18 protein-coding genes and 1 pseudogene are annotated in these 19,638 nt (G+C 57.6%); 7 read left to right on the top strand and 12 right to left on the bottom strand.

The window, feature by feature from the left end; all coding sequences use genetic code 11:
* Positions 1-3: 3 nt before the first annotated feature.
* Positions 4-1,077, bottom strand: a complete 1,074-nt coding sequence (locus U5782_RS34615) for a zinc-binding dehydrogenase (RefSeq protein ID WP_322048348.1) — start codon at positions 1,075-1,077, stop codon at positions 4-6.
* A 315-nt stretch (positions 1,078-1,392) separates the two neighbouring features.
* Here U5782_RS34615 and U5782_RS34620 point away from each other — a divergent pair, with 315 nt between their 5' ends.
* The 4 genes from U5782_RS34620 (at position 1,393) to actP (ending at position 5,221) form a co-directional block, all read left to right on the top strand.
* Positions 1,393-1,863 (top strand): VOC family protein, encoded by a 471-nt coding sequence (locus tag U5782_RS34620; protein ID WP_322048349.1) that lies wholly within the window; start codon positions 1,393-1,395, stop codon positions 1,861-1,863.
* Positions 1,864-1,880: 17 nt separating this feature from the next.
* Positions 1,881-3,107, top strand: a complete 1,227-nt coding sequence (locus tag U5782_RS34625) for an FAD binding domain-containing protein (protein WP_322048350.1) — start codon at positions 1,881-1,883, stop codon at positions 3,105-3,107.
* A gap of 81 nt (positions 3,108-3,188) precedes the next feature.
* Entirely contained in the window at positions 3,189-3,554 is a 366-nt protein-coding gene (locus tag U5782_RS34630) for a DUF485 domain-containing protein (protein WP_322048351.1), read from the top strand.
* Positions 3,551-5,221, top strand: coding sequence for a cation/acetate symporter ActP (gene actP, locus U5782_RS34635; RefSeq protein WP_322048352.1), 1,671 nt, complete (start codon positions 3,551-3,553; stop codon positions 5,219-5,221). The genes U5782_RS34630 and actP overlap by 4 nt, the downstream gene beginning before the upstream one ends.
* Before the next feature lie 16 nt (positions 5,222-5,237).
* Here actP and U5782_RS34640 read toward each other — a convergent pair whose 3' ends face one another.
* Positions 5,238-6,206, bottom strand: a complete 969-nt coding sequence (locus tag U5782_RS34640; protein WP_322048353.1) for a LysR family transcriptional regulator — start codon at positions 6,204-6,206, stop codon at positions 5,238-5,240.
* Between the two features lie 153 nt (positions 6,207-6,359).
* The gene (locus U5782_RS34645; RefSeq protein WP_322048354.1) at positions 6,360-7,466 is read right to left on the bottom strand and encodes an alkene reductase; all 1,107 of its coding nucleotides are present in this window, start codon (positions 7,464-7,466) and stop codon (positions 6,360-6,362) included.
* Positions 7,467-7,888: 422 nt separating this feature from the next.
* On the opposite strand from U5782_RS34645, the gene U5782_RS34650 reads away from it, so the two are divergent.
* Positions 7,889-8,284, top strand: coding sequence for a BON domain-containing protein (locus U5782_RS34650; protein WP_322048355.1), 396 nt, complete (start codon positions 7,889-7,891; stop codon positions 8,282-8,284).
* A 211-nt stretch (positions 8,285-8,495) separates the two neighbouring features.
* Here the strand turns inward: U5782_RS34650 and U5782_RS34655 are convergent, their stop codons facing one another.
* From U5782_RS34655 to U5782_RS34680, 6 genes are all read right to left on the bottom strand, one after another.
* Positions 8,496-9,566: an LLM class oxidoreductase gene (locus U5782_RS34655; protein ID WP_322048356.1), complete on the bottom strand. Its 1,071-nt coding sequence runs from the start codon at positions 9,564-9,566 to the stop codon at positions 8,496-8,498.
* A gap of 193 nt (positions 9,567-9,759) precedes the next feature.
* Positions 9,760-10,149 carry a cupin domain-containing protein gene (locus U5782_RS34660; protein WP_322048357.1) on the bottom strand — a complete coding sequence of 130 codons (390 nt, stop codon included), beginning with the start codon at positions 10,147-10,149 and terminating at the stop codon, positions 9,760-9,762.
* 106 nt (positions 10,150-10,255) lie between these two features.
* A complete protein-coding gene (locus U5782_RS34665) occupies positions 10,256-11,371 on the bottom strand; it encodes an alkene reductase (protein ID WP_322048358.1) in 1,116 nt (371 codons plus the stop codon).
* A 248-nt stretch (positions 11,372-11,619) separates the two neighbouring features.
* The gene (locus tag U5782_RS34670) at positions 11,620-12,282 is read right to left on the bottom strand and encodes a DsbA family protein (protein WP_322048359.1); all 663 of its coding nucleotides are present in this window, start codon (positions 12,280-12,282) and stop codon (positions 11,620-11,622) included.
* A gap of 34 nt (positions 12,283-12,316) precedes the next feature.
* Positions 12,317-13,465, bottom strand: coding sequence for an FAD binding domain-containing protein (locus tag U5782_RS34675; protein ID WP_322048360.1), 1,149 nt, complete (start codon positions 13,463-13,465; stop codon positions 12,317-12,319).
* A 7-nt stretch (positions 13,466-13,472) separates the two neighbouring features.
* Positions 13,473-14,123 carry a DsbA family oxidoreductase gene (locus tag U5782_RS34680; protein WP_322048361.1) on the bottom strand — a complete coding sequence of 217 codons (651 nt, stop codon included), beginning with the start codon at positions 14,121-14,123 and terminating at the stop codon, positions 13,473-13,475.
* Positions 14,124-14,228: 105 nt separating this feature from the next.
* On the opposite strand from U5782_RS34680, the gene U5782_RS34685 reads away from it, so the two are divergent.
* Both U5782_RS34685 and U5782_RS34690 read left to right on the top strand, forming a co-directional pair.
* On the top strand, positions 14,229-15,134 hold the full coding sequence (locus U5782_RS34685) for a LysR family transcriptional regulator (protein WP_322048362.1): 906 nt from the start codon (positions 14,229-14,231) through the stop codon (positions 15,132-15,134).
* 134 nt (positions 15,135-15,268) lie between these two features.
* Entirely contained in the window at positions 15,269-16,525 is a 1,257-nt protein-coding gene (locus U5782_RS34690; protein WP_322048363.1) for an MFS transporter, read from the top strand.
* A 582-nt stretch (positions 16,526-17,107) separates the two neighbouring features.
* Here the strand turns inward: U5782_RS34690 and U5782_RS34695 are convergent.
* The 3 genes and pseudogenes from U5782_RS34695 to U5782_RS34705 form a co-directional block, all read right to left on the bottom strand.
* Positions 17,108-17,812, bottom strand: coding sequence for an SDR family NAD(P)-dependent oxidoreductase (locus U5782_RS34695; protein WP_322048364.1), 705 nt, complete (start codon positions 17,810-17,812; stop codon positions 17,108-17,110).
* Between the two features lie 182 nt (positions 17,813-17,994).
* Positions 17,995-19,425 (bottom strand): NAD(P)/FAD-dependent oxidoreductase, encoded by a 1,431-nt coding sequence (locus U5782_RS34700; protein ID WP_322048365.1) that lies wholly within the window; start codon positions 19,423-19,425, stop codon positions 17,995-17,997.
* Positions 19,422-19,638 (bottom strand): annotated as a pseudogene (locus U5782_RS34705) (NAD(P)-dependent oxidoreductase); the annotation flags it as partial. The pseudogene U5782_RS34705 and the gene U5782_RS34700, both read right to left, overlap by 4 nt.

Here is a 19,638-nt window from a genome sequence, read left to right on the forward strand (position 1 = left end):
AAATTACGGTTTCAGCGCCAGTTTGACGACGCCATCGCGTTGATGGCCGAACAGGTCATATGCTTCAACCACGTCATCGAGCTTGTAGGTGTGCGTCACCAGGTGGTCAAGCTTGATACGTTGACTCGAAGTGACGTTGAGCAGCCGGCGCATGCGCTCCTTGCCACCCGGGCACGTCGAGGTAACGATTCGCTTGTTTGCCAGGCCGGCCCCGAAGCCATCGAGCGGGATCGGGATACTTTTCGAATAGATCCCCACACTCGAAACAGTACCACCGGGCCTCGTGACATTCACGCAGGTTCCGATCGTTTCATCGCGACCAAGACACTCGAGTGCGACGTCAGCCCCGATGCCCTGTGTCAGCTTGAGAACTTCCTCGACGACATCGCATTCGTTGGGATTGAGCAGAACGTCAGCACCCATGGCTTTTGCCTTTTCGAGGCGGGCTTTAACAGGATCAACCGCGATCACGAGGCCCGCCCCCATCAGACGCGCGCCAGCGGTCGCGCACAGGCCGATCGGCCCTTGTGCAACAACTACGACGACGTCGCCAATCTTGATTCCTGCCGATTCCGCTGCGGAAAAGCCCGTACTGACGATGTCGGGAATGAGCAGCACATCCTCGTCCGTCAAGTTATCCGGAATGAGCGCCAGGTTTGCCTGTGCATCAGGAACAACGAAGTATTCTGCCTGGCAACCATCGAGATAGTTGCCGATTTTCCAGCCACCTGCGACCTTCCAGCCCGTGGGAGAACTGCTTCCGCACTGCGAATGAAATCCGGTCAGGCACGAAGAGCAAGTGCCACACGGTGTCACCGCCGCGCACAGTACACGTTGGCCTTCCTTGTAGCCTTTAACCTGTGAACCCAGCTTCTCAATGATGCCGATCGGCTCATGGCCCAACGTCAAGCCTTTCTCGACCGGGTATTCGCCCTTGAGGATGTGGATGTCCGTTCCGCAGATCGTGGTCGTCGTAATGCGGATCAACGCATCAGTCGGTCCAATGTCGGGAATGTCCTTTTCTTCAAGCGCGATGCGACCCGGCTCGACAAATACCGTCGCTTTCATCTTTGCCATCTGACTCCTCCAGTTAGAAATGTAGTGCGGATGCACATCGAGCGGGAAGCTCGAACTCCACCACGCTATGCCCAGGCGCCGGATACCGGATCAACCTCTTATTTATCACTTGAACATTAACGTTTGACTGGATTGTAGTGGAGGTCGGCCGACTCTGGATGATCCTTCGCGTTAGCGTTTACCCGTTGACCAGCCCTTCGCACGCAGCCTTTTTGAGCGGGTAAACACTGACGGACAAAGGGGGTAACTTGTCCGCTCGCCGAACTATAATTTATCGAACGATCATTAATCGACCGATAAATTATGGAGACAACCATGCCAGTGACGAAGCTTGCACATTACTCGATCCGGACCACCGATCTGGAACGCTCACGACGGTTCTACACAGACATCCTCGGTTTCCGGGAGGGATTCCGGCCACCGTTCAAATTTCCTGGAATCTGGCTCTACAACGGTGCGGACGAATCCGATTTCGGCGTCGTGCACATCATCGGAATCGATCCGAATGATCCGAGCGGCCTGCATGACTACCTGGGGGACAAAGCGCTTCCGGCCTCGGGCACAGGCACCGTTGACCACATCGCCTTTCTCGCGACGGGCCTCGAAGACTTCTGGGCAGCGCTCCGTGCGGGTGGCTATGAGTGGAAAGACAGAACCGTGCCGAGCCTAGGTCTGCACCAGGTCTTTGTCGAAGACCCGTCAGGCGTGACGATCGAGATGAACTTCCCGGCGCAGGAAGCACAGGCGGCAGCCACTTCACCAAACACATCAGCCATCACCCAGTAAGCCAGTCGGAGCACAGCATGCAAAGCAACCAACGCGCCCAACGCCGGGCAATCATCGTCGGAGGCTCCCTTGGGGGTCTGTTCGCAGCCAATCTTCTCCATCGTGGCGGATGGGATGTAACTGTACTCGAACGTGTCCCCGAGGAACTCTCGGGTCGCGGTGCCGGAATCGTTACGCACCCCGAGCTCTTCGAGGCGCTGCAATCAGCTGGCGTGACGGTAGATGACGATATCGGCGTGACCGTCCTGGACCGCATCACGCTCGACGCGCACGGAAGCGTCGTTGGATCGAGGCCTCACAAACAGACGCTGACCGCGTGGAGCAAGATGTTCCACGTCCTGCGCAGTGCACTCCCGGATCATTGCTATCGCTCAGGCGCGATCGCGGAAAACGTCGAGAATTTCACGGACCACGCTGAGGTTCTCCTCGCGGATGGTTCCAGGCTTCACGCCGATCTGGTGGTTGCTGCCGATGGCTTCCGCTCCAGCATACGTCAGAAGCTGCTCCCTTCTGTCGACCTGAAATACGCGGGCTACATCGCTTGGCGCGGCCTGGTTGACGAACGCGACATCTCAGCCGACACGTGGAACGCGCTGTTCAACAAATTTGGCTTCTGTCTGCCGGCCGGGGAGCAAATGCTCGGCTACCCTGTCGCTGGCCCAGGCAATACAACCGAGCCAGGCAAGCGGCGATACAACTTTGTCTGGTATCGCCCCACCGACGAAGCCACAGCACTTCAGGACCTGTTGACCGATGCTGCCGGCAAATGCTTTGTGAACGGCATTCCACCGGCGCTGATCCGGCCTGAAGTAATCGCCGACATGCGTGATGCTGCCCGCGCACTTCTCGCCCCCCAGTTCGCGGAAATCGTCGAGAAGACCGCCGCTCCGCTGTTTCAGCCGATTTACGACCTGGAAGCGACGCAGCTCGTCTTCGGACGCACAGTGCTGCTCGGAGATGCGGCGTTTGTCGCTCGCCCTCATTGCGGTATGGGTGTGACCAAAGCAGCAGGTGACGCAACACAACTTGCGCGCTCCCTTGCGGGCAACGCTGACATTGGCCTGGCGCTCGCCGAATACGAACGTGAACGCCTCCAGTACGGCGCGGCAATCGTCGAGCACGCACGGCATCTCGGCGCCTACATGCAGGCCCAGTTGAAGACACCCTTCGAGCGCAATATGGCGGAAAAATACCGCACCCCTGATGCAGTCATGCGCGAGACCGCAGTAGCGCCGCAACTCTGACCCAGGCTCGGCAACAGCGGGAAAGGCATCCCACAGAGATCGCCTCCCGCTGTCTGCCCGTTCAATCAACAGGAGACGTGTATGAGACAGATCGTAGCCAGTCCAGTCGAAATGGATGGAAAGGGAGACGCCCAGCACTATTCGGGTTCGGCGCCTTTCATCCTTCGTGATATTCGCTTCAGGCAACTCGTCAGCCGGCGACGCAGGTTCGCCTGGTCAATTGCGGGAGCAATGCTGGTCGCCTATTTCGCATTCATTCTTCTTGTCGCGTATGCACCGATGAAACTGGGCTCGCGCATCAAGACTGATCATGTGACGACGTGGGGCATTCCAGTCGGTCTTGGCATGCTTCTATACACGTTCCTGCTGGTCGCCTTCTACGTCTGGCGCGTCAACACCGTATATGACGTGCTGTTCAAAACCCTCTGCAACGAAGGTCAAAAATGAACCCGCGCACACTCAGGCGTCTTCAGGGCGCGGTATTTCTTAGCGGCATTTTTGCAGTCCCCGCTATCGCGGCCCCTTCATCGGTCGCCCCACTGCATCAGACGCGCAATCCGGTTGCCATTGGAATGTTTCTCCTATTCGCTCTTGCGACGCTCGCGATTACCCGTTGGGCTGCGGGAAAGAATCGAAGCGTCGGAGATCACTATGCGGCGGGTGGGAAAATCACCGGTGCGCAGAATGGCTGGGCGATCGCGGGTGACTATATGTCGGCTGCCTCACTCCTCGGCATCTCATCTCTGGTGTTCTCAAACGGCTATGACGGCCTCATCTACTCCATTGGATTTCTCGCGAGCTGGCCGATCATCCTCGCGTTGATTGCCGAACCCCTGCGCAATCTCGGCCGCTTTACCTTTGCTGACGTCGTGTCCTACCGGCTAGGCCAGCGGGAAATACGGGTATTCTCCGCGGTCAGTTCTCTCGTCATCGTCTTGCTCTATCTCGTCTCACAGATGATCGGCGCCGGCAAGCTTGTGCAGTTACTGTTCGGCGTTTCGTACTTGCCGGCGGTCATCGCTGTCGGCCTGCTAATGGTGGTCTACGTATTTTTTGGCGGCATGCTCGCGACCACCTGGATTCAGATCATCAAGGCAGTCCTGCTGCTCGCCGGCTGCGCATTCATGGCATTCATGGTTCTGCGGGCCTTCTCGTTCAACCCTGATGCCTTGTTTGAACGTGCGGTTGCGGTCAGCGCGCATCATGATGCGCTTATGCGACCAGGCGGTCTCATTCACGATCCCGTATCGGCAATCTCGCTCGGACTTGCCCTGATATTTGGCACAGCAGGGTTGCCGCACATCCTGATGCGCTTTTTTACTGTCCCGGATGTCAAGCAGGCCCGCCGCAGTATCCTCCACGCAACGGGAATTGTAGGCATTGGCTATGCGCTGATTGTCGTCATTGGCTTCGGCACGGTCGCACTGATCACAAACGATCCGGCGTATCACGCACCTGACGGCGCACTGGTTGGTGGCGTGAATATGGTCGCCATCCATCTTGCCCATGCGGTAGGTGGCAACCTCTTCCTGGGGTTCATCTGCGCCGTCACATTTTCAACGATCCTCGCCGTTGTCTCCGGTCTGACGCTGGCAGGCGCGTCTGCCGTATCGCATGACCTGTATGCGAATGCCTTGCGAGGCGGTCAAGCCACGGAACGCGAAGAACTACGCGTCTCCCGCGCAACCACGGTCGTACTTGGTGTTCTCGCGACATTGCTTGCGATTGCGTTCCAGAACCAGTACATCGCGTTTGTCGTCAGCCTGGTCTTTTCGATCGCCGCAAGTTCGACCTTCCCGGTACTGTTGCTGTCGATTTACTGGCGCGGCCTGACTACACGTGGTGCGGTGCTCGGCGGGCTTCTCGGGCTATTTACAGCGATCGCACTAACCGTATTGAGCCCGACCGTCTGGGTTCAGGTGCTGGGTCACAGTCATGCAGTCTACCCCTACGAGTATCCGGCGTTGTTCTCGATGGCCGCGGCTTTTGGGGGTATCTGGTTTTTCTCCTTGACCGACCGCTCACCACGGGCTGCGCGCGAACGCACACTGTACGATCGGCAGCTCGTGCTCTGCGAAACGGGCCTGCAAGGCCTCGCGCAGCAAGAACGTTGAGAAATGGCAGCAAAACTCAACCCGGACGCAATGCGCTTATGCGCTCTGCGTTCGCCGGGTTGATTGCGGGCCTCGCACGTGTCACTCCAAGCGCCGAGTGTTCAATAAGCGTCGCTACCCAGTCAATGAAGACGCGAAGCTTCGGCGCGAGCTTTTCCCGATGTGCGTAGACGATCGATATCGGCTTCTTGGGTACGGGGAACGACGGAAGGATTTCGACGAGTTCGCCTGACTCCAGAGCCGATGCGACTGAGAATTGTGCTGCCTGAATCATGCCCATGCCCGCCTTGGCAAGCGCGATGTAGGTCTCCGTGTCATTGACCTGAACGCTGCGCTTCATGCGGACATTGACGATTCCCTTGGGCGTAGCGAATTCAAACATGGGCGGCCGCGCGCCCTTCCCATCTGTGTAGTGAATAACGTGGTGATCTGAAAGGTCCTCCAGGTTGCCGGGTTGCCCTGCGCGCGCCAGATAGGTGGGCGACGCTACTGTGATGCGTCGGAATACGCCAACCTGTCGCGCAACGAGTGTCGAATCGCTCAAATCACCCACGCGAATCGCACAGTCGACGCCCTCCTCAATCAGATCCACGATCCGGTCAGCTGCACCGAAATTCAGCTCGATGTCAGGATACAGTGCATGAAACTCATGCAGTCGCGGCCCGATGAGACAACGCGCGATTGACGTCTGCACGTCAATTTTGAGCGTTCCTTTGGGATTGGATACTGCCTCGCGATACTGCATCTCGCTTTCCTCGACAGCCCCAAGAATGAACTTCGCCGAATCGTAATACTGGCGACCTTCCTCGGTGAGATGAAGTCGCCGCGTAGTGCGATTCATCAAGCGGATGCGCAGATGCTCCTCAAGCTCCTGAACAGCGCGCGTTACCGCGGATCGCGCCAGCTGTAGAGTGTCGCTGGCCTTCGTAAAACTACCGACGTCAGCAACGCGCACGAATATCTGCATCGCCTGAAGCTTGTCCATACGGGTCACCGTCACATTATGGGAGGATGTCTCGAGCCGGGAGATCGATACATCAATCGGAGCTGCCTTCCGGCACCATAGGTCTTCACCGGAGATCTCCGTTGGGGATCCCCGGTACTGCCCAACGATTCTGCGCTACAAGTCTTTAGATCCTCAGACTTGCGCTTCAGCGTAAGTCGGGAAGTCAACATAGCCCTGTTCACCACCGCCGTACCATTGTGCCGGCGAAGGCATTTCAACTGGGAGGCCATTCTGAAGGCGATGAACCAGGTCGGGATTGGCAATAAACGCTCGACCGAAAGCAACGAGATCAGCATAGCCTTCTTCAACCAGCCTGCTCGCCTTCTCGCCGTCAATACCGCCATTCACGATCAGCTTGCCAGCGTAGGCTGGTCGCACGATATCGAGCAGTTCGGGAAGATCCGGACGATCGAACCAGCCGTTGGTATCCGCCAGATGCAGATAACCTACGCCAAGCTCCTGAAGCAATGAAGCCACATATTTGTAGGTTTCAACCGGATTCGGATCGCGAACGTTGTTGTAGTCAGCAAAGGGCGAAATACGTACGCCAATGCGATCCATCGGCATCACTTGCGACACCTCGAGAAGAATCTCACGCAGGAATCGGGTACGGTTCTCAAGCGAGCCGCCGTATTCATCTGTGCGCTGGTTCGTTGTCGGGGAAAGGAACTGATGAATCAGATACCCATTGGCCGCATGCACCTCGAGGCCATCGAATCCGGCTGCGAGCGCATTCTCGGCTCCCTTCCGGTATTCCTGTACGGCGTCACGCACTTCCTGAGTCGACATTGCGCGCGACGGCGTTGCATGGATCTTGGTGTAGGCCCCGTTCTGAAGTTGGGCCCAGACGTGCAACGTGTGCAGGTCGTCGTTCAAACCCGACGGCGAAACCGGTGCCTCGCCGTTGAGAATCGCAAACGAACTGGCGCGACCGGTATGCCAGAGCTGCGCGACGATATGCCCGCCCGCCTCGTGGACGTTGGAAACCACCTTACGCCAGCCTTCGGTTTGCTCGTCGGTATAGAGCCCCGGCGAGCGCTCGAACGACTGGGAGCGGCGGGTAATGTTGATCGCCTCGGAAATGATGAGGCCAGCGCTGGCGCGTTGGGCATAGTATTTCGACATCATTTCCGAAGGCACATCGCCCTCATCCGCGCGAGCTCGCGTCAGAGGCGCCATAGCGACGCGATTCTGCAACTTCACATTACCGAGAAAAACGGGATCAAACAGCGTAGTCATTTGATGCTTCTCCAGATTTGAGACAAGTCTGCAACGCGATCATCCAGGTAGTTGATCGCCCATTATTTATCGACAGATAAATCTCATTCGAAGCATACCCAATTGGGTGCACGACCAACGCGAGGTATCTGTCGATTTCACAAGTCCCAGCCAGTTTGCCCTCGGATGCGCCAATGAAAAAGCCAGGCATCCGCCCATCACTGGGTCCTGACAGGCTCCAATCCGCAAGTCCACTCGCTACAAAATTTCACGAAGCTGATGATGTTGCATGCACTGATCATGCTGCGATATTCGAGCGATTGATCCGATCCCAACCCACGGGAAACCGATTCCCGAATAGTGCGCGTAGGATCTCCAGTCTCCCCTGAGCACATTTTTTGTTGTGCATATGAATTGGGTTAACTGGACCTAGCATTTCAAATATGAAATCGAACTCTTTTAAAGCGCGTGCCACACTCGTCGAACGGGTATTTCGTAACTCAGCATTGGCGATAACGCTAATCGCAATAGCGCCTGGATATATCCTTGCCGCTGACTTGACATCGTCGGCTGTGTCGCGGCAACCGGATCTTCAATCGCGTGACACACTGCTGACCAACGAGGCGAGAGAGCGCCTCGCACTTAACGGGTTCCGGGAGCCACGTATTTTCGCTCGTGTTCGGCACGGCACTGTTACGCTAAGTGGTAACGTCTATGACGCCGACGAAATGCAGGAGATAACAAGGATCGCGCTGTCGATACAAGGAATCAATGCGGTGAATAACCATCTCCTGTACTTTCAGGCCGGAAATGGCTTCCACTTTGGAACACGGCAATAAGCTGCGCTCCAATCGGGTTTGCTGACCGGACATACTGAAAAGCGGTAGCTCGGAAGGCGCTTGCTGCATCCGCCTTCCAAGGCGGCTGCAGTGGTCGGGCAGGAAGATGCAGAATGCCGCAGAACTCAGGTCTAGTCGATCCGATGACGACTCGGCGCTTGGGGAAGCGTCAGTTACTGAGTTCGAGAGCGACGCTGTATTGAATAACTGTCTATGCCCGCTCGCTCGCCGACGCCTGCGTCGGAAAGTGGGGCAGCACATATTCGGCAAGCTCGTCCAGAATTTCGGAGTAAGGCTGCCGGCTGACCTTGGGATTCAGCGCGATGTGTGAGACGCCAGCCGCCCTCGCCCGTTCAAGATAATTGATCAGCGTACTACGGCCCGCCCGAAATCCACCCGGGATGCGTTGAAAAGGCATGTGCGGATCAGAACTCAGATCGAGAAATCCCCCTATGCCAATAGGCTTGTAGCGTTGAGGTCCGTAGAGATCGCGCACCTGGCTATCCCATTCATCTGCCATCGCATCCAAGCCTTCAGGTTTCGGTGCGCTGCCGAGATACCCGTCGAGGTTGCTGGCGAGCCATTCGACGGTCTGCTGGGCGCGTCCAACAGCGATCGCAGGTACGCGTCCGAATGTGGCCTTGGGAACGAGGTCCAACGTACCGTCCGCGCACCCAAACATTTCCGACTGGAAGCGTGGGAATTTATCTTCGACGAGAGCGCGGAACACTGACCATGCGTCGCGATATCGCTGACCGCGCGTCGCGTAGTCGATGCCAAACATCGGATAGTCGCTTTGGCGGTCACCCGACGAGAGACCCAGCACCAGCCTTCCACCGCTTAGACGATCTACCGTTGTGGCCTGCTTGGCGAGATACATTGGTTCACGCGTGGGGAGTACGATTCCCGTGGTGCCCAGCGTAATGCGCTGTGTTGCGGCCGCGAGAAAGGCCATGTATACCATCGGTTCGAAGATCTGCGCGACATCGCCATAAGCTGGGTCGTAAAACGGCACGTCGCGCATCCACAGCGCACCAAACCCAAGATCCTCTGCACGGCGTGCCGCCTCGAGATGGTGATCCATGGTAGGTGCGGGACGGCCGGGATGCGTTTCCAAAGGCATGATCAAGCCGATGGTCAGGTCGCCGGGCCGGAATATCCGCTGAAATCCCGGGTGGCGTTCCGGCGATGACGTTGGTAAATGAACCGATGATCCACGTGTGTCTACTCCGCCCAACTCGGTCGAGAGCGACGGATCTTTGTTTTCAGTGGAAGCGATCATCGCCTGATACTCCAGGAGTTGCGATGATCCAAGTTTCATTGATTCGACGTCGATGATAAACCGCTTGTTCCGACCAGCACCCGGTCCTCATAGTCCCCATTCGGGTGCGATGCGCCGCTGACGAATGCGCAATTGCGTACCGTATTCGGCAGGCGTTGCGCATCTGAATGCAATACTATTGCCCGAGGCCGAATCAGTCCTGCATCACAGGATATGCGCCGTCGACATGCGTGTAGTGAATATCGAAAGGCTTGTTCGTGATGAACAGGAACGTAACGTCATTGTCGGCTTGAGCACCGTGCGTCATCGTCGTCCCTTCTGGAAACCAGACGAAGTTACCGGGCCCGAACGAGCCTTCGCTGGTAACCAGGATCCCGTCGAGTACATACATTCCGTGCGCACAGTTGTGCCAGTGCGAAACGTTGGTGAAACCCGCCTTGTAGCAGACCTTCGCAACAGACATCCCCGTATCGCCATCAACCACACACAACTTCTGCAAAATCGTGGCCTCCAATTCGGGGACAGGGAGCGAGTCCCAGGGAATTGTGTTCGTGTCAACGACCGTAGCTGCACTCTTGCTCATCTGAATTCCCTATCGTGAGTTCGTATGGACATACTGACCAATGCATCCGCGCACACCACCAGACTACCCAGATGAGTTCCGATGGTGGCGCCGCACATACCAGGAATCAGACTTCTGCGTACGTTGGGTAATCGATGTAACCCTGTTCGCTTCCGCCAAAATAACTGGCAGGGAAACCTTCGTTCAGCGAATAGCCGTGTTTCAAACGAACAGGCAGATCAGGATTCGCGATGAATGGCCGTCCGAACGCGATGATGTCGCCACGGCCGTCGGCCAGTGCCTGCTCCGCGGTCACTCGATCATAGCCACCTGCCAGCATCAAGACGCCCGAAAATTCACCGCGTAGTTGTGCAATGATCGCGTCCCAGCGCGGATCGAACTGCTCATCCTTGACCACGCCCACCATCGCGGGTTCGACAAGGTGCAGATATGCCAGGCCGAAGCGGTTCAATTCGCGTACGACGTGACCGAACGTCGCTTCGGGGGTTTCGTCGTTCATTCCCATGAATCGCCCCATCGGCGTCAGGCGCACCCCAACATTTTCGGCACCGACTTCTTCGGTCACAGCTGCCACGACCTCGATAAGGATGCGGGCTCGATTCTCGATGCTGCCACCGTATTCGTCGCGACGATGATTGCTGCTGCTGTTGATAAACTGATCGAGAAGATAGCCATTGCCAGCATGAATCTCTACTCCGTCCATGCCAGCGCTGATCGCATTGCGGGCTGCCTGTCGGTAGTCGGCGATGATCTTCCGGATACCTTCGATGCTGAGTTCCTGAGGAACGGGGACATCCCCCCAGACACCATTACCTTCATCATCAATGATGAAGGTTTTGCCGTTCACCGGAAGTGCACTCGGAGCAACCGGCAGCGCTCCGTCCGGCTGAAAGATGGGGTGCGAAACACGGCCCACGTGCCAGAGTTGAAGGAAGATATGGCCGCCTTCACGGTGGACTGCGTCGCTCACAGCACGCCAACCTTGGACCTGTTCATCGGTGTAGATCCCGGGGGTCCAGGCATAACCTTGACCTTGCTGGGAAATCTGCGTCGCCTCAGTGATGATGAGAGCCGCACTGGCACGTTGGCGGTAATACTCGACATTCATCGCGGAGGGGACGTTCCCCGGTTGAGCTGACCGGGAACGGGTAAGCGGCGCCATCGCAACGCGATGCTCAAGATGAAGTTTGCCGACCTTGATGCTCTTGAAAAGGTTTGTCATTTCCGACTCCTGTAGACGATTCGTAGGACGATTCACCGGCACTTCGCGATTCCAGCTGCTGCGTGGCGCTCATGCGCGACAGGAGTAAGTTAACTGAGGGGCTCCAGTGGGAGAATACGGCGGCTGCGCCATCCTCCTTTGCAATTTTCGCAATGGCGGATTCTCCGCAGTTCGGAGGGAAATCCAAAGCGAAAAGGCGAGACGCCTCGCGGCGACTCGCCCTTCAGGTAATACCGAGCGACGGACTACTATGCTGCGTCGCCCTTTGCGGCCGAAATCATCGCTCGGATATCTCCTGCAAAGTGCTCCGGGCGACCGAAGTAGCGCCCAACCGGAAGTGCCTCGATTCGATCAGCGATTTGCAGCGCAAAGGCCGGGAAACCACGTGCACCGAGTTTGGCCAGGAGCGCAGTGCTGGCCTCGATATGCTCGTCCAGTGGCGCACCAAGAATGCCATCGAACGTCGCCATGAATTCCGGCCCTGCAAAACCAGACTCCGTGGCGATCTCCAGGATGACGTCGCGCTCGGCCACCGGCCGTCCTTCCACGTAGTAGGCGGTCTGGAGTCGCTTGAGCAATTCAAGACCACGCCCAGACAGCTTTTCCGCTGCCAGCATCGCCGCAATGGGGATGCCAGAGTCGAGCACGACTGATGAATCCTGCTGTATTCCGTCCGTGTAGGGGGCGCCGAACTCAACGTGGCTCAGCGCGGTGATCCGCTTCTCGTGCGGCCGGACGAACTCCCGCCATTCCTGCGACATCAATTTCCGCCGCGCTCCAGCGAGCATGCCAACACCATGAGGCTCGACATGAAGCCCTTCAATCTCCTGCGCCGCGGAGAGTAACGGCGATGCTCCGAAACACCAACCGCAATATGGGTCATACAAGTAGTGCAAAACTGCGTTAGACATTCTCATCTCCAGAAAGGGGGATTCGCTCGCGCAATCACGTGGTGATCCCCATCAGCCTGTTGCCCATACGTACCCCCCAATCGCTCATTAACCGACCAGAGATCAACTGGTCGCGCTCCCAGCGCGATAGCGCGGCGTCGATGTCATCTGGACGAGCAGTCAATGCTGCCCCGAGCGCGAGCGCGTTCTCTGCTGCCTTGGCCGTGCTCCCTGCTGTATGGGGGCGCGGAATGAATGCGGCATCGCCAAGGAGAATCACCCTGCCGAAGACCATCTGCGGCACCGCCAGATCGACGATAGATTGCACAAATATTTCTCGGGTCTTCTGGACCAATTCCCTGAAAGCCGGATTGACACGATGCTCTGCAAAGCAGCGGAAGCGTTGCTCCTGTTCTTCGGCGAGCATTCCGGGCGGGATCGAGCGTCTACGGGCGTTCCCATCCCTGTCGGTCAGGATCGCATCCAGCTCCGTTCCTTTTTCCGCTCGCAGATACCAAAGCCAATTGAAGCGTCGCTGCCCCGGCCTGGCACTCCCATCCTCACCCGGCACAAGGTACTGGAGCATCAGCGACGCCGGATCATGCTGGAACACAAACTTGCCGCTCAAAGCCCGCGCTGTTTCCGGAGAAACATCGGCTTCGGGAACCAGTCCGCGCCACACGACGTAACCCGAATAAGTCGGTGCCATTTCGGGCATCAGCAATCCACGCACAGTTGAATCGCCACCGTCCGCTCCTACCAGCAGATCGCCTTTCTCCGTCGTTCCATCGGCGAATTTCGCAACGACTGTCGCCCCGGTCTGCGTGTACGAGACGAGGCGCTTTCCCTTGTGATACCTTGCGTCGGGAATTCCACGCACGAGCCGGCGGTAGAGCGTATTCCAGGACGTTTGCGTCTGTGGCTGAACCGCACTTTGCAAAACCGCTCCATCGCGATCGAGATACACACGCTCGCGCGAGAGCACGCCAAGCGGATCAGTGGAATCAAGGCCTGCATGGTTGATTGCTGCCACGACCTGCGGCTGCAGTACGATGCCGCCACCACGACTATCGAGCGTACTCGGCGAACGCTCGAAAATATCGACCGCCCACCCCGCTTGCATCAGGCTGTTTGCAGCGAACAATCCACCAAGTGATCCGCCGATGACCAGTGCACGAGGCTTCTGCACTTGCTCCTTCATCATCACATCCTTATTCGGTGAGAACGTTGACGTCGGCCGCGCGGGCCAGCAGATCGCGGAACACAACCATCGGTTGTGCGCCACTAATTACGCCTGCGCCGATGCGTGTCGACGGTACCGACGTCACGCCCGAACGCACGGCGTGCTCGGCGAGGTCACGCACCTCCTCTGTGCCTTCGTCACTCGCGAGGAATGCCGCGACGACTTCGGCGCTCATCCCATTACGGGCCGCAATTTCAGTCAAGGTCGTCGGGTCGCCAATGTCCTTGCCTTCGCTGAAGTAAGCAGAAAACAGGGCATCGGCGAGAATCAAGCCCTTACCCTCGCCCTGCGCGAGCCAGATGAGGCGATGTCCAGCCAGAGTATTGGGCGTGCGTACAACTCGGTCATAGTTGAATTCAAGGCCGTCGTCACGTCCAACCTGAGCGACGTGGGCATCAAGCTCCTGGGATCGGGCCCAGCTCCCGAACTTCGCCGTGCGATAGGCCTTACGATCGAGACCGTCAACGGGCATCTTCGGGTTCAGCTCGTAAGGCACGAGCTTCACTGAGACCTGATCCTCAAGGCGCAACTCTGCGATAGCGGATTTCAACCGCCGATCGGCCACCCAGCACCACGGGCAGATCAAGTCGTAAGTCAGGGAGATTTCGAGTTCTTTCATTGACGCCTCCGATTGGGTTCATGGCGACAAGATAAGGATGAACACTTACCGGTAGAATCCAGGCGGCAGGCAACGCATCATTGCGCGAAAGGCAAAGGTACTCACATGGACAAATTCGCAGCGCTCCGTGCGTTTGTTGAAGTCGCTGAATCAGGCGGCTTCTCCAGCGCGGCACGGCGCATGGAACTCGCAACGTCATCGGTCGTCCGTACCGTCGATGCGCTGGAGGAATCGCTAGGCGCCGTCCTGCTGAACCGGACCACACGCCGGGTCACACTTTCAGACGCAGGCATCGCATACTACGAAAAGGCCAAGAAGCTGCTCGAAGATCTGGCCGACGCCGATTCGCTCGTGTCGGATCGAGGGGAAGAGCCATCGGGGCCGCTCCGGGTCTCGGTGCCGGTTGCATACGGCACACGCTGCATCGCGCCGCACATCGGTGCATTTCTCTCCCAGTATCCCAAGCTGGATCTGGATATGCGGCTGACGGACGATCTCGTCGATCTAGTCAGGGAGCGCATTGATGTCGCAATCAGGCTTGGGGAAGCATCACCCACTGCAGACGTTGTGGCACGAAATATGGGGGAGTTTCGTCGATACGTGGTCGCCAGTCACGAATACCTCGCTCGGTGCGGCACCCCACTGTCGCCCGATGAACTGTCGAATCACCGTTGCGTACGATTTTCGTATGGCGGTGACCAGCAATTCTGGTCCTTCTCCGGCTCGGGCGAGACGACCCAGGTAGTCGTAACCGGTCAGATGAAGTCCAACAACTCCGAGGTGCTGCGTGCGGCGGTTCTGGATGGCGCAGGCATCGCTTTACTACCCGACTGGCTCATCGAAGCTGACATCCAGTCCGGCAACCTGCGCCGGCTGTTTGAGGACTATGAGGTTGCGCCCAACAATGCGCGCTCGGTAATCAGCGCTCTCTATCTTCCGAATCAACGCGGGTCGAAACGGGTAGGCGCATTTGTCGAGCTGGTCTCGTCGCTGGTCTCTCGCCCAATGTAGAGCGCCACTGGTTCCCGCTTACAGCAAGCAGCGGCTTTGCCCTGCATGCAACGTACCGTTGCGCCCCGCCTGGCTTAACGCGCGAATGCCCGCGCCCTAAGCTACCGACACTATCGGATCAGGAAGGCAGGGCAATGGACGTTCGACAAGGTCTCAATCCACGGCAGCGTGCCGAGCCAGCGCATGCACGTGGAAATGCACAGAGCGGCAAAGCGAGCGGCGCGAAGTTCGCCATCATGGCGTACACGCTCTGCGTCATCATGGCCGGCGCAACGTTGGCGAGTCCCTTGTACCCGCTCTACGAATCGGCCTTCCATATGGGACCGGGCGGCGTGAGCGTCGCGTACACCACCTACATGGCTGGCACGTTGCTCGCGCTGCTGTTTCTCGGGCATCTGAGCGACCACTTTGGCCATATTCGCACGCTAATCTGGGCAACCTCTCTGGCGATCGCGGGTCTGGCGCTATGCGGCGTCGCGCCGGGACTGGCTGCGCTGGCGGTCGGCCGGCTTGCAATCGGGGTGGCCGCAGGCATTGCTTCCACCGCGGCCACTGCGGGGCTGGTTGCCGTCTCTACCCCTCAACGCATCACCCATGCGTCATCCATCGGCGCGCTGATGACGATCGTTGGACTCGGCCTCGGTCCTCTGGTGGCAGGCGTTGTAGCGCAGTTCCTGCCCGCACCGCTTCACGTGCCTTATCTTGTATTCGGCGCGGCGTTAGCGTTGGCATTGATCGTTCTACTCTGGCATCGGCACGATATGGCGCCGGGCGCAAACACGACTTTCATTCCACGCATGCGCTTCCTGTTACCGGACGCGCAACATTTAAGATCCTTTCTCGTCGTTGCTGTCCTCACCTTTGTCGGTTACACGCTGTTCAGCATCTTTGCATCGCTGGCGCCGTCGTTCGTGAACACTTATCTTCCCTGGCACGGTCCCGCAGCCGGGGGGATCGGAGTTGCCATGCTATTTGCCGGCTCAGCCGCAGCGCAATTGACTCTGCGCGGCAGCAGCCCACGAAAAGGCATCTTTTATGGTGCGTTGATGGTAATCCTGGCGCTGGCCATGCTCGCCTTGTCGATCGTCTTCGCTTCGGGCTTCCTCTTTATCGCGAGCGATTTGCTGGGCGGATTCGGGCAAGGATTGGCCTTCATGTCCGCGCTCTTTTTCGTCAACACCGTGACGACCTCCGAGCGCAGGTCCGGCATGATCGCCTCTTTTTTTACGATCGCCTACACAGGGGGAATCGTCCCTGTTCTGGCGCTCGGTCTCGCGTCCAGTCAGTTCGGGCTCGACCGATCGCTTATCGCGCTCTGCGCCGCCTTGATTGTCCTGACCGGCAGCCTCGCCCTTGTCTCGCGACGGCAATTGCAGGAAGTCACGCGATGAGGTGCAGTTGGAGCGGCTCCTCAACGGCGCCAGCATCGTCATGGGAACGCGAGAACCTGCATAGTGCTGCGTAGAAAATGCAATAACGAGTGCCTCGATGGCGCGAGCAAGTTCGTGTCGTGATTTGCTGATTGACGGCGAAGCATCACTTGCGAGCAGCGGATCTGGCTGAGTGAGTATAGCTATCACCCAGCCTCACCACTGCGTCGTGAAATCCTGCTTTATCTATGTCGATAGAGGGAAGATAAATCTGTCTTCGAGACCGATGACTCTCTACCATCCGACTTGCCCGCACGGCTCGTTGATAGATCGCGTCCATCCGTGCTTTCGATGCCGCTTGCGGACGTACTATCCGGCGCAGCGTTTGCAGCGCTTTCGGACATTGGCACGTGGTCGTTGGGCTGCGTTGCTTGCGCCCAGGAACTAACGGACGCCGACATACTGACGGCAATGACCAGAACTTTGAGAGAAAATTTCATGTTTGCTTTATACCCATAACAATGAAAGCAGCTGCCGACAGTCACGAATATCCATACACATAGCATCCGCTTCCATGATCAGATCACGTACCGTATTGAACGATCACCACGGAATATTCTGATTCTGGTAGTCAACAAAGAAGAAGCCGGATCGCCCAGCGTGTTTTTCGATGGTGTCTGCCAGACCTCGCGCACTGTCTTCTACTTCGACGGGCGCATCTGGGCCGCCCATATCCGTCTTGACCCAACCCGGCATCAGCGCCAAAAAAGTTCTCTCACCACCTGCGCGCGCCACGTAGCTGCGCATCAACATATTGAGCGCCGCCTTGCTCGCGCGATACGTTTCGTAGCCACCGTTCGTATTTTCAGAAATACTAGCCAAAGCAGACGACATGGCGACAACGCTGCCATTCGCGGACACAAACGGTGAGAGCTTCTCAATAACCCGTAACGGACTCAGCGCATTTGTCGTCATGACCCAATTGAATTCTTCAGAGCTGATTTCGCCGATTGTCTGCGAGGGATCGTCGCTCACGCCTGCGTTGACAAAGAGCACATCCAGTTGGGTTCCGCGAAGCTTTTCAGCGAGCGCATCAATCTGTGCCGGCTCATTGATGTCCAGTATTTCGACGCTCAAGGCCGCATTTTTCTGCGAAGCAATCTCACCCAGCTTAGAATTGACGGCGTGCGTACGCTCCGTTGCGATCACCCGGAAGCCACGCGCCAGGTATTCGCGCACGAGACCAAGGCCGATGCCGCGCGAAGCGCCTGCAATGAGAACGACGGGAGCGGACTCTGCAAAAGACATATCGTTATTTCCTTGTTGAAAGACCAAACATCAATTTTTGATCTGAGAGAGCGTTTTTCGGCACGTTCAACTACAGGCACACTGCCCCGAAACCTGCTTCAGGTTTTTGTCGAATATGAACGCCAATCTATTAGTACTGCGATTAATATGAAGCGCAACCTATATTCGTCGACGGCCCACGCTCAGTGAAGTTTGAGGCGAGGCGCTGTTTTGCGTCCAATGCGTTGGCTGAGCATGAGCAATCCGGTCCGAAAAAAACCGACCAGCGCAATCTGGTGCATCCGGTAAAGCGAAATATAAAATATCCTGGCCAGCCAGCCCTCGACCCTCACTCTCCCCAGAAGATTACCCATCAGATAGCCGACCGCGCCAAAGCGAGACAGCGATACCAACGAACCATAATCCTGGTATCGATATTCCGGCAGTGTCTTGTTCTCGATGCGCAGCCTGATGCTACGGGCAAGGAGTGATGCCTGCTGATGGGCCGCCTGTGCGCGCGGCGGAACGTTCTTGTGGCTTCCGTCGCCTAGCGGGCATGCGGCGCAATCCCCCAGCGCGAACACGTTGTCATCTCGCGTGGTCTGAAGCGTCGGCTTGACCACAAGCTGATTCATACGGTTCGACTCGAGTCCATCCAGATCCTTTAGAAACAGAGGCGCGCGGATGCCCGCAGCCCAAACTTTCAGCGTCGCGGGGATGAACCTTCCGTCTACGGTTTCCAGGCCTTCTGCCGTCACGCTGGAGACAGCCGTGCCAGTCATCACTTGCACGCCAATATGCTCCAGCGTCTGGTGTACGTCGCGACCGATGCGCTCTGGCAATCCGGGCAAAACCCGCGGACCTGCATCGAGCACGCAGATTTTCATGTTCTCTGGCCGGATCGTGTCGAGACCATAGGCGGCCAACTCTCGCGCCGCGTAATTCAACTCTGCGGCAAGCTCGACGCCCGTCGCGCCAGCGCCGATGATGGCTACGCCCAGTTCGGCGTTCTCCGAGGAACCTGCATGCGCTCTCAGATACTGGCTCAGTAGCTGTCGATGAAGGCGAGCCGCCTGCTCGGGAGCATCGAGAAAGACACAGTGCTCATTGGCACCCGGCGTATTGAAGTCGTTCGTCACGCTGCCCACTGCGATAACCAGCGTGTCGTACGGCAGGCTACGTGCGGGTACGAGTTCCATCCCCTGCTCATCGAGCGTGGCGGAGAGCTGAATGGACCGGTTCGCGCGATCGAGTCCGCTCAGACGCCCGATCTGGAACTGGAAATGATTCCAGTTGGCTTGAGCGACGAAGTTAATTTCGTTTTCGGCGGCATTGAGCGACCCAGCTGCCACTTCGTGCAGGAGCGGCTTCCAGATATGGGTGAGTTGGGCATCAACAAGGGTAATTTCCGCCTTGCCGTGCTTGCCAAGTGTGCGGCCGAGACGGGTGGCAAGCTCAAGACCACCGGCCCCGCCACCCACAATAACTATTCGGTGAGACATGCAAAAGTACTCTTCGGTTGTTGTGCCAAGCGGGCTCAGCCACGCCAGAATCCTTTGTGCGGGCATGGCACGAACGATTTCGCGAGGCAGCGAGGCTAGGCGAGTTTGAACCGTCTCCTGATGCTCCTTCAACTCTCACTGCCGCTGCGCATCCATCGCGGCATTGTGTCGGGATCATTTGAGTCGACATACTGCGAGACGCTCTTGAGCAAACCCAGGTTGACGTCCGCCTGCTCAGCGAGCTTCAGGGCAAGATGCAGGTCCTTGCTGACGATGTTGTGCGTCGAGTGGTAATCCTTCTCGCTACCCGCCCATGCCTGATACTGCGCGCGGCCGGTTTCCGCG

This window comes from Paraburkholderia sp. J67, assembly GCF_905220265.1.
Classification (GTDB): domain Bacteria; phylum Pseudomonadota; class Gammaproteobacteria; order Burkholderiales; family Burkholderiaceae; genus Paraburkholderia.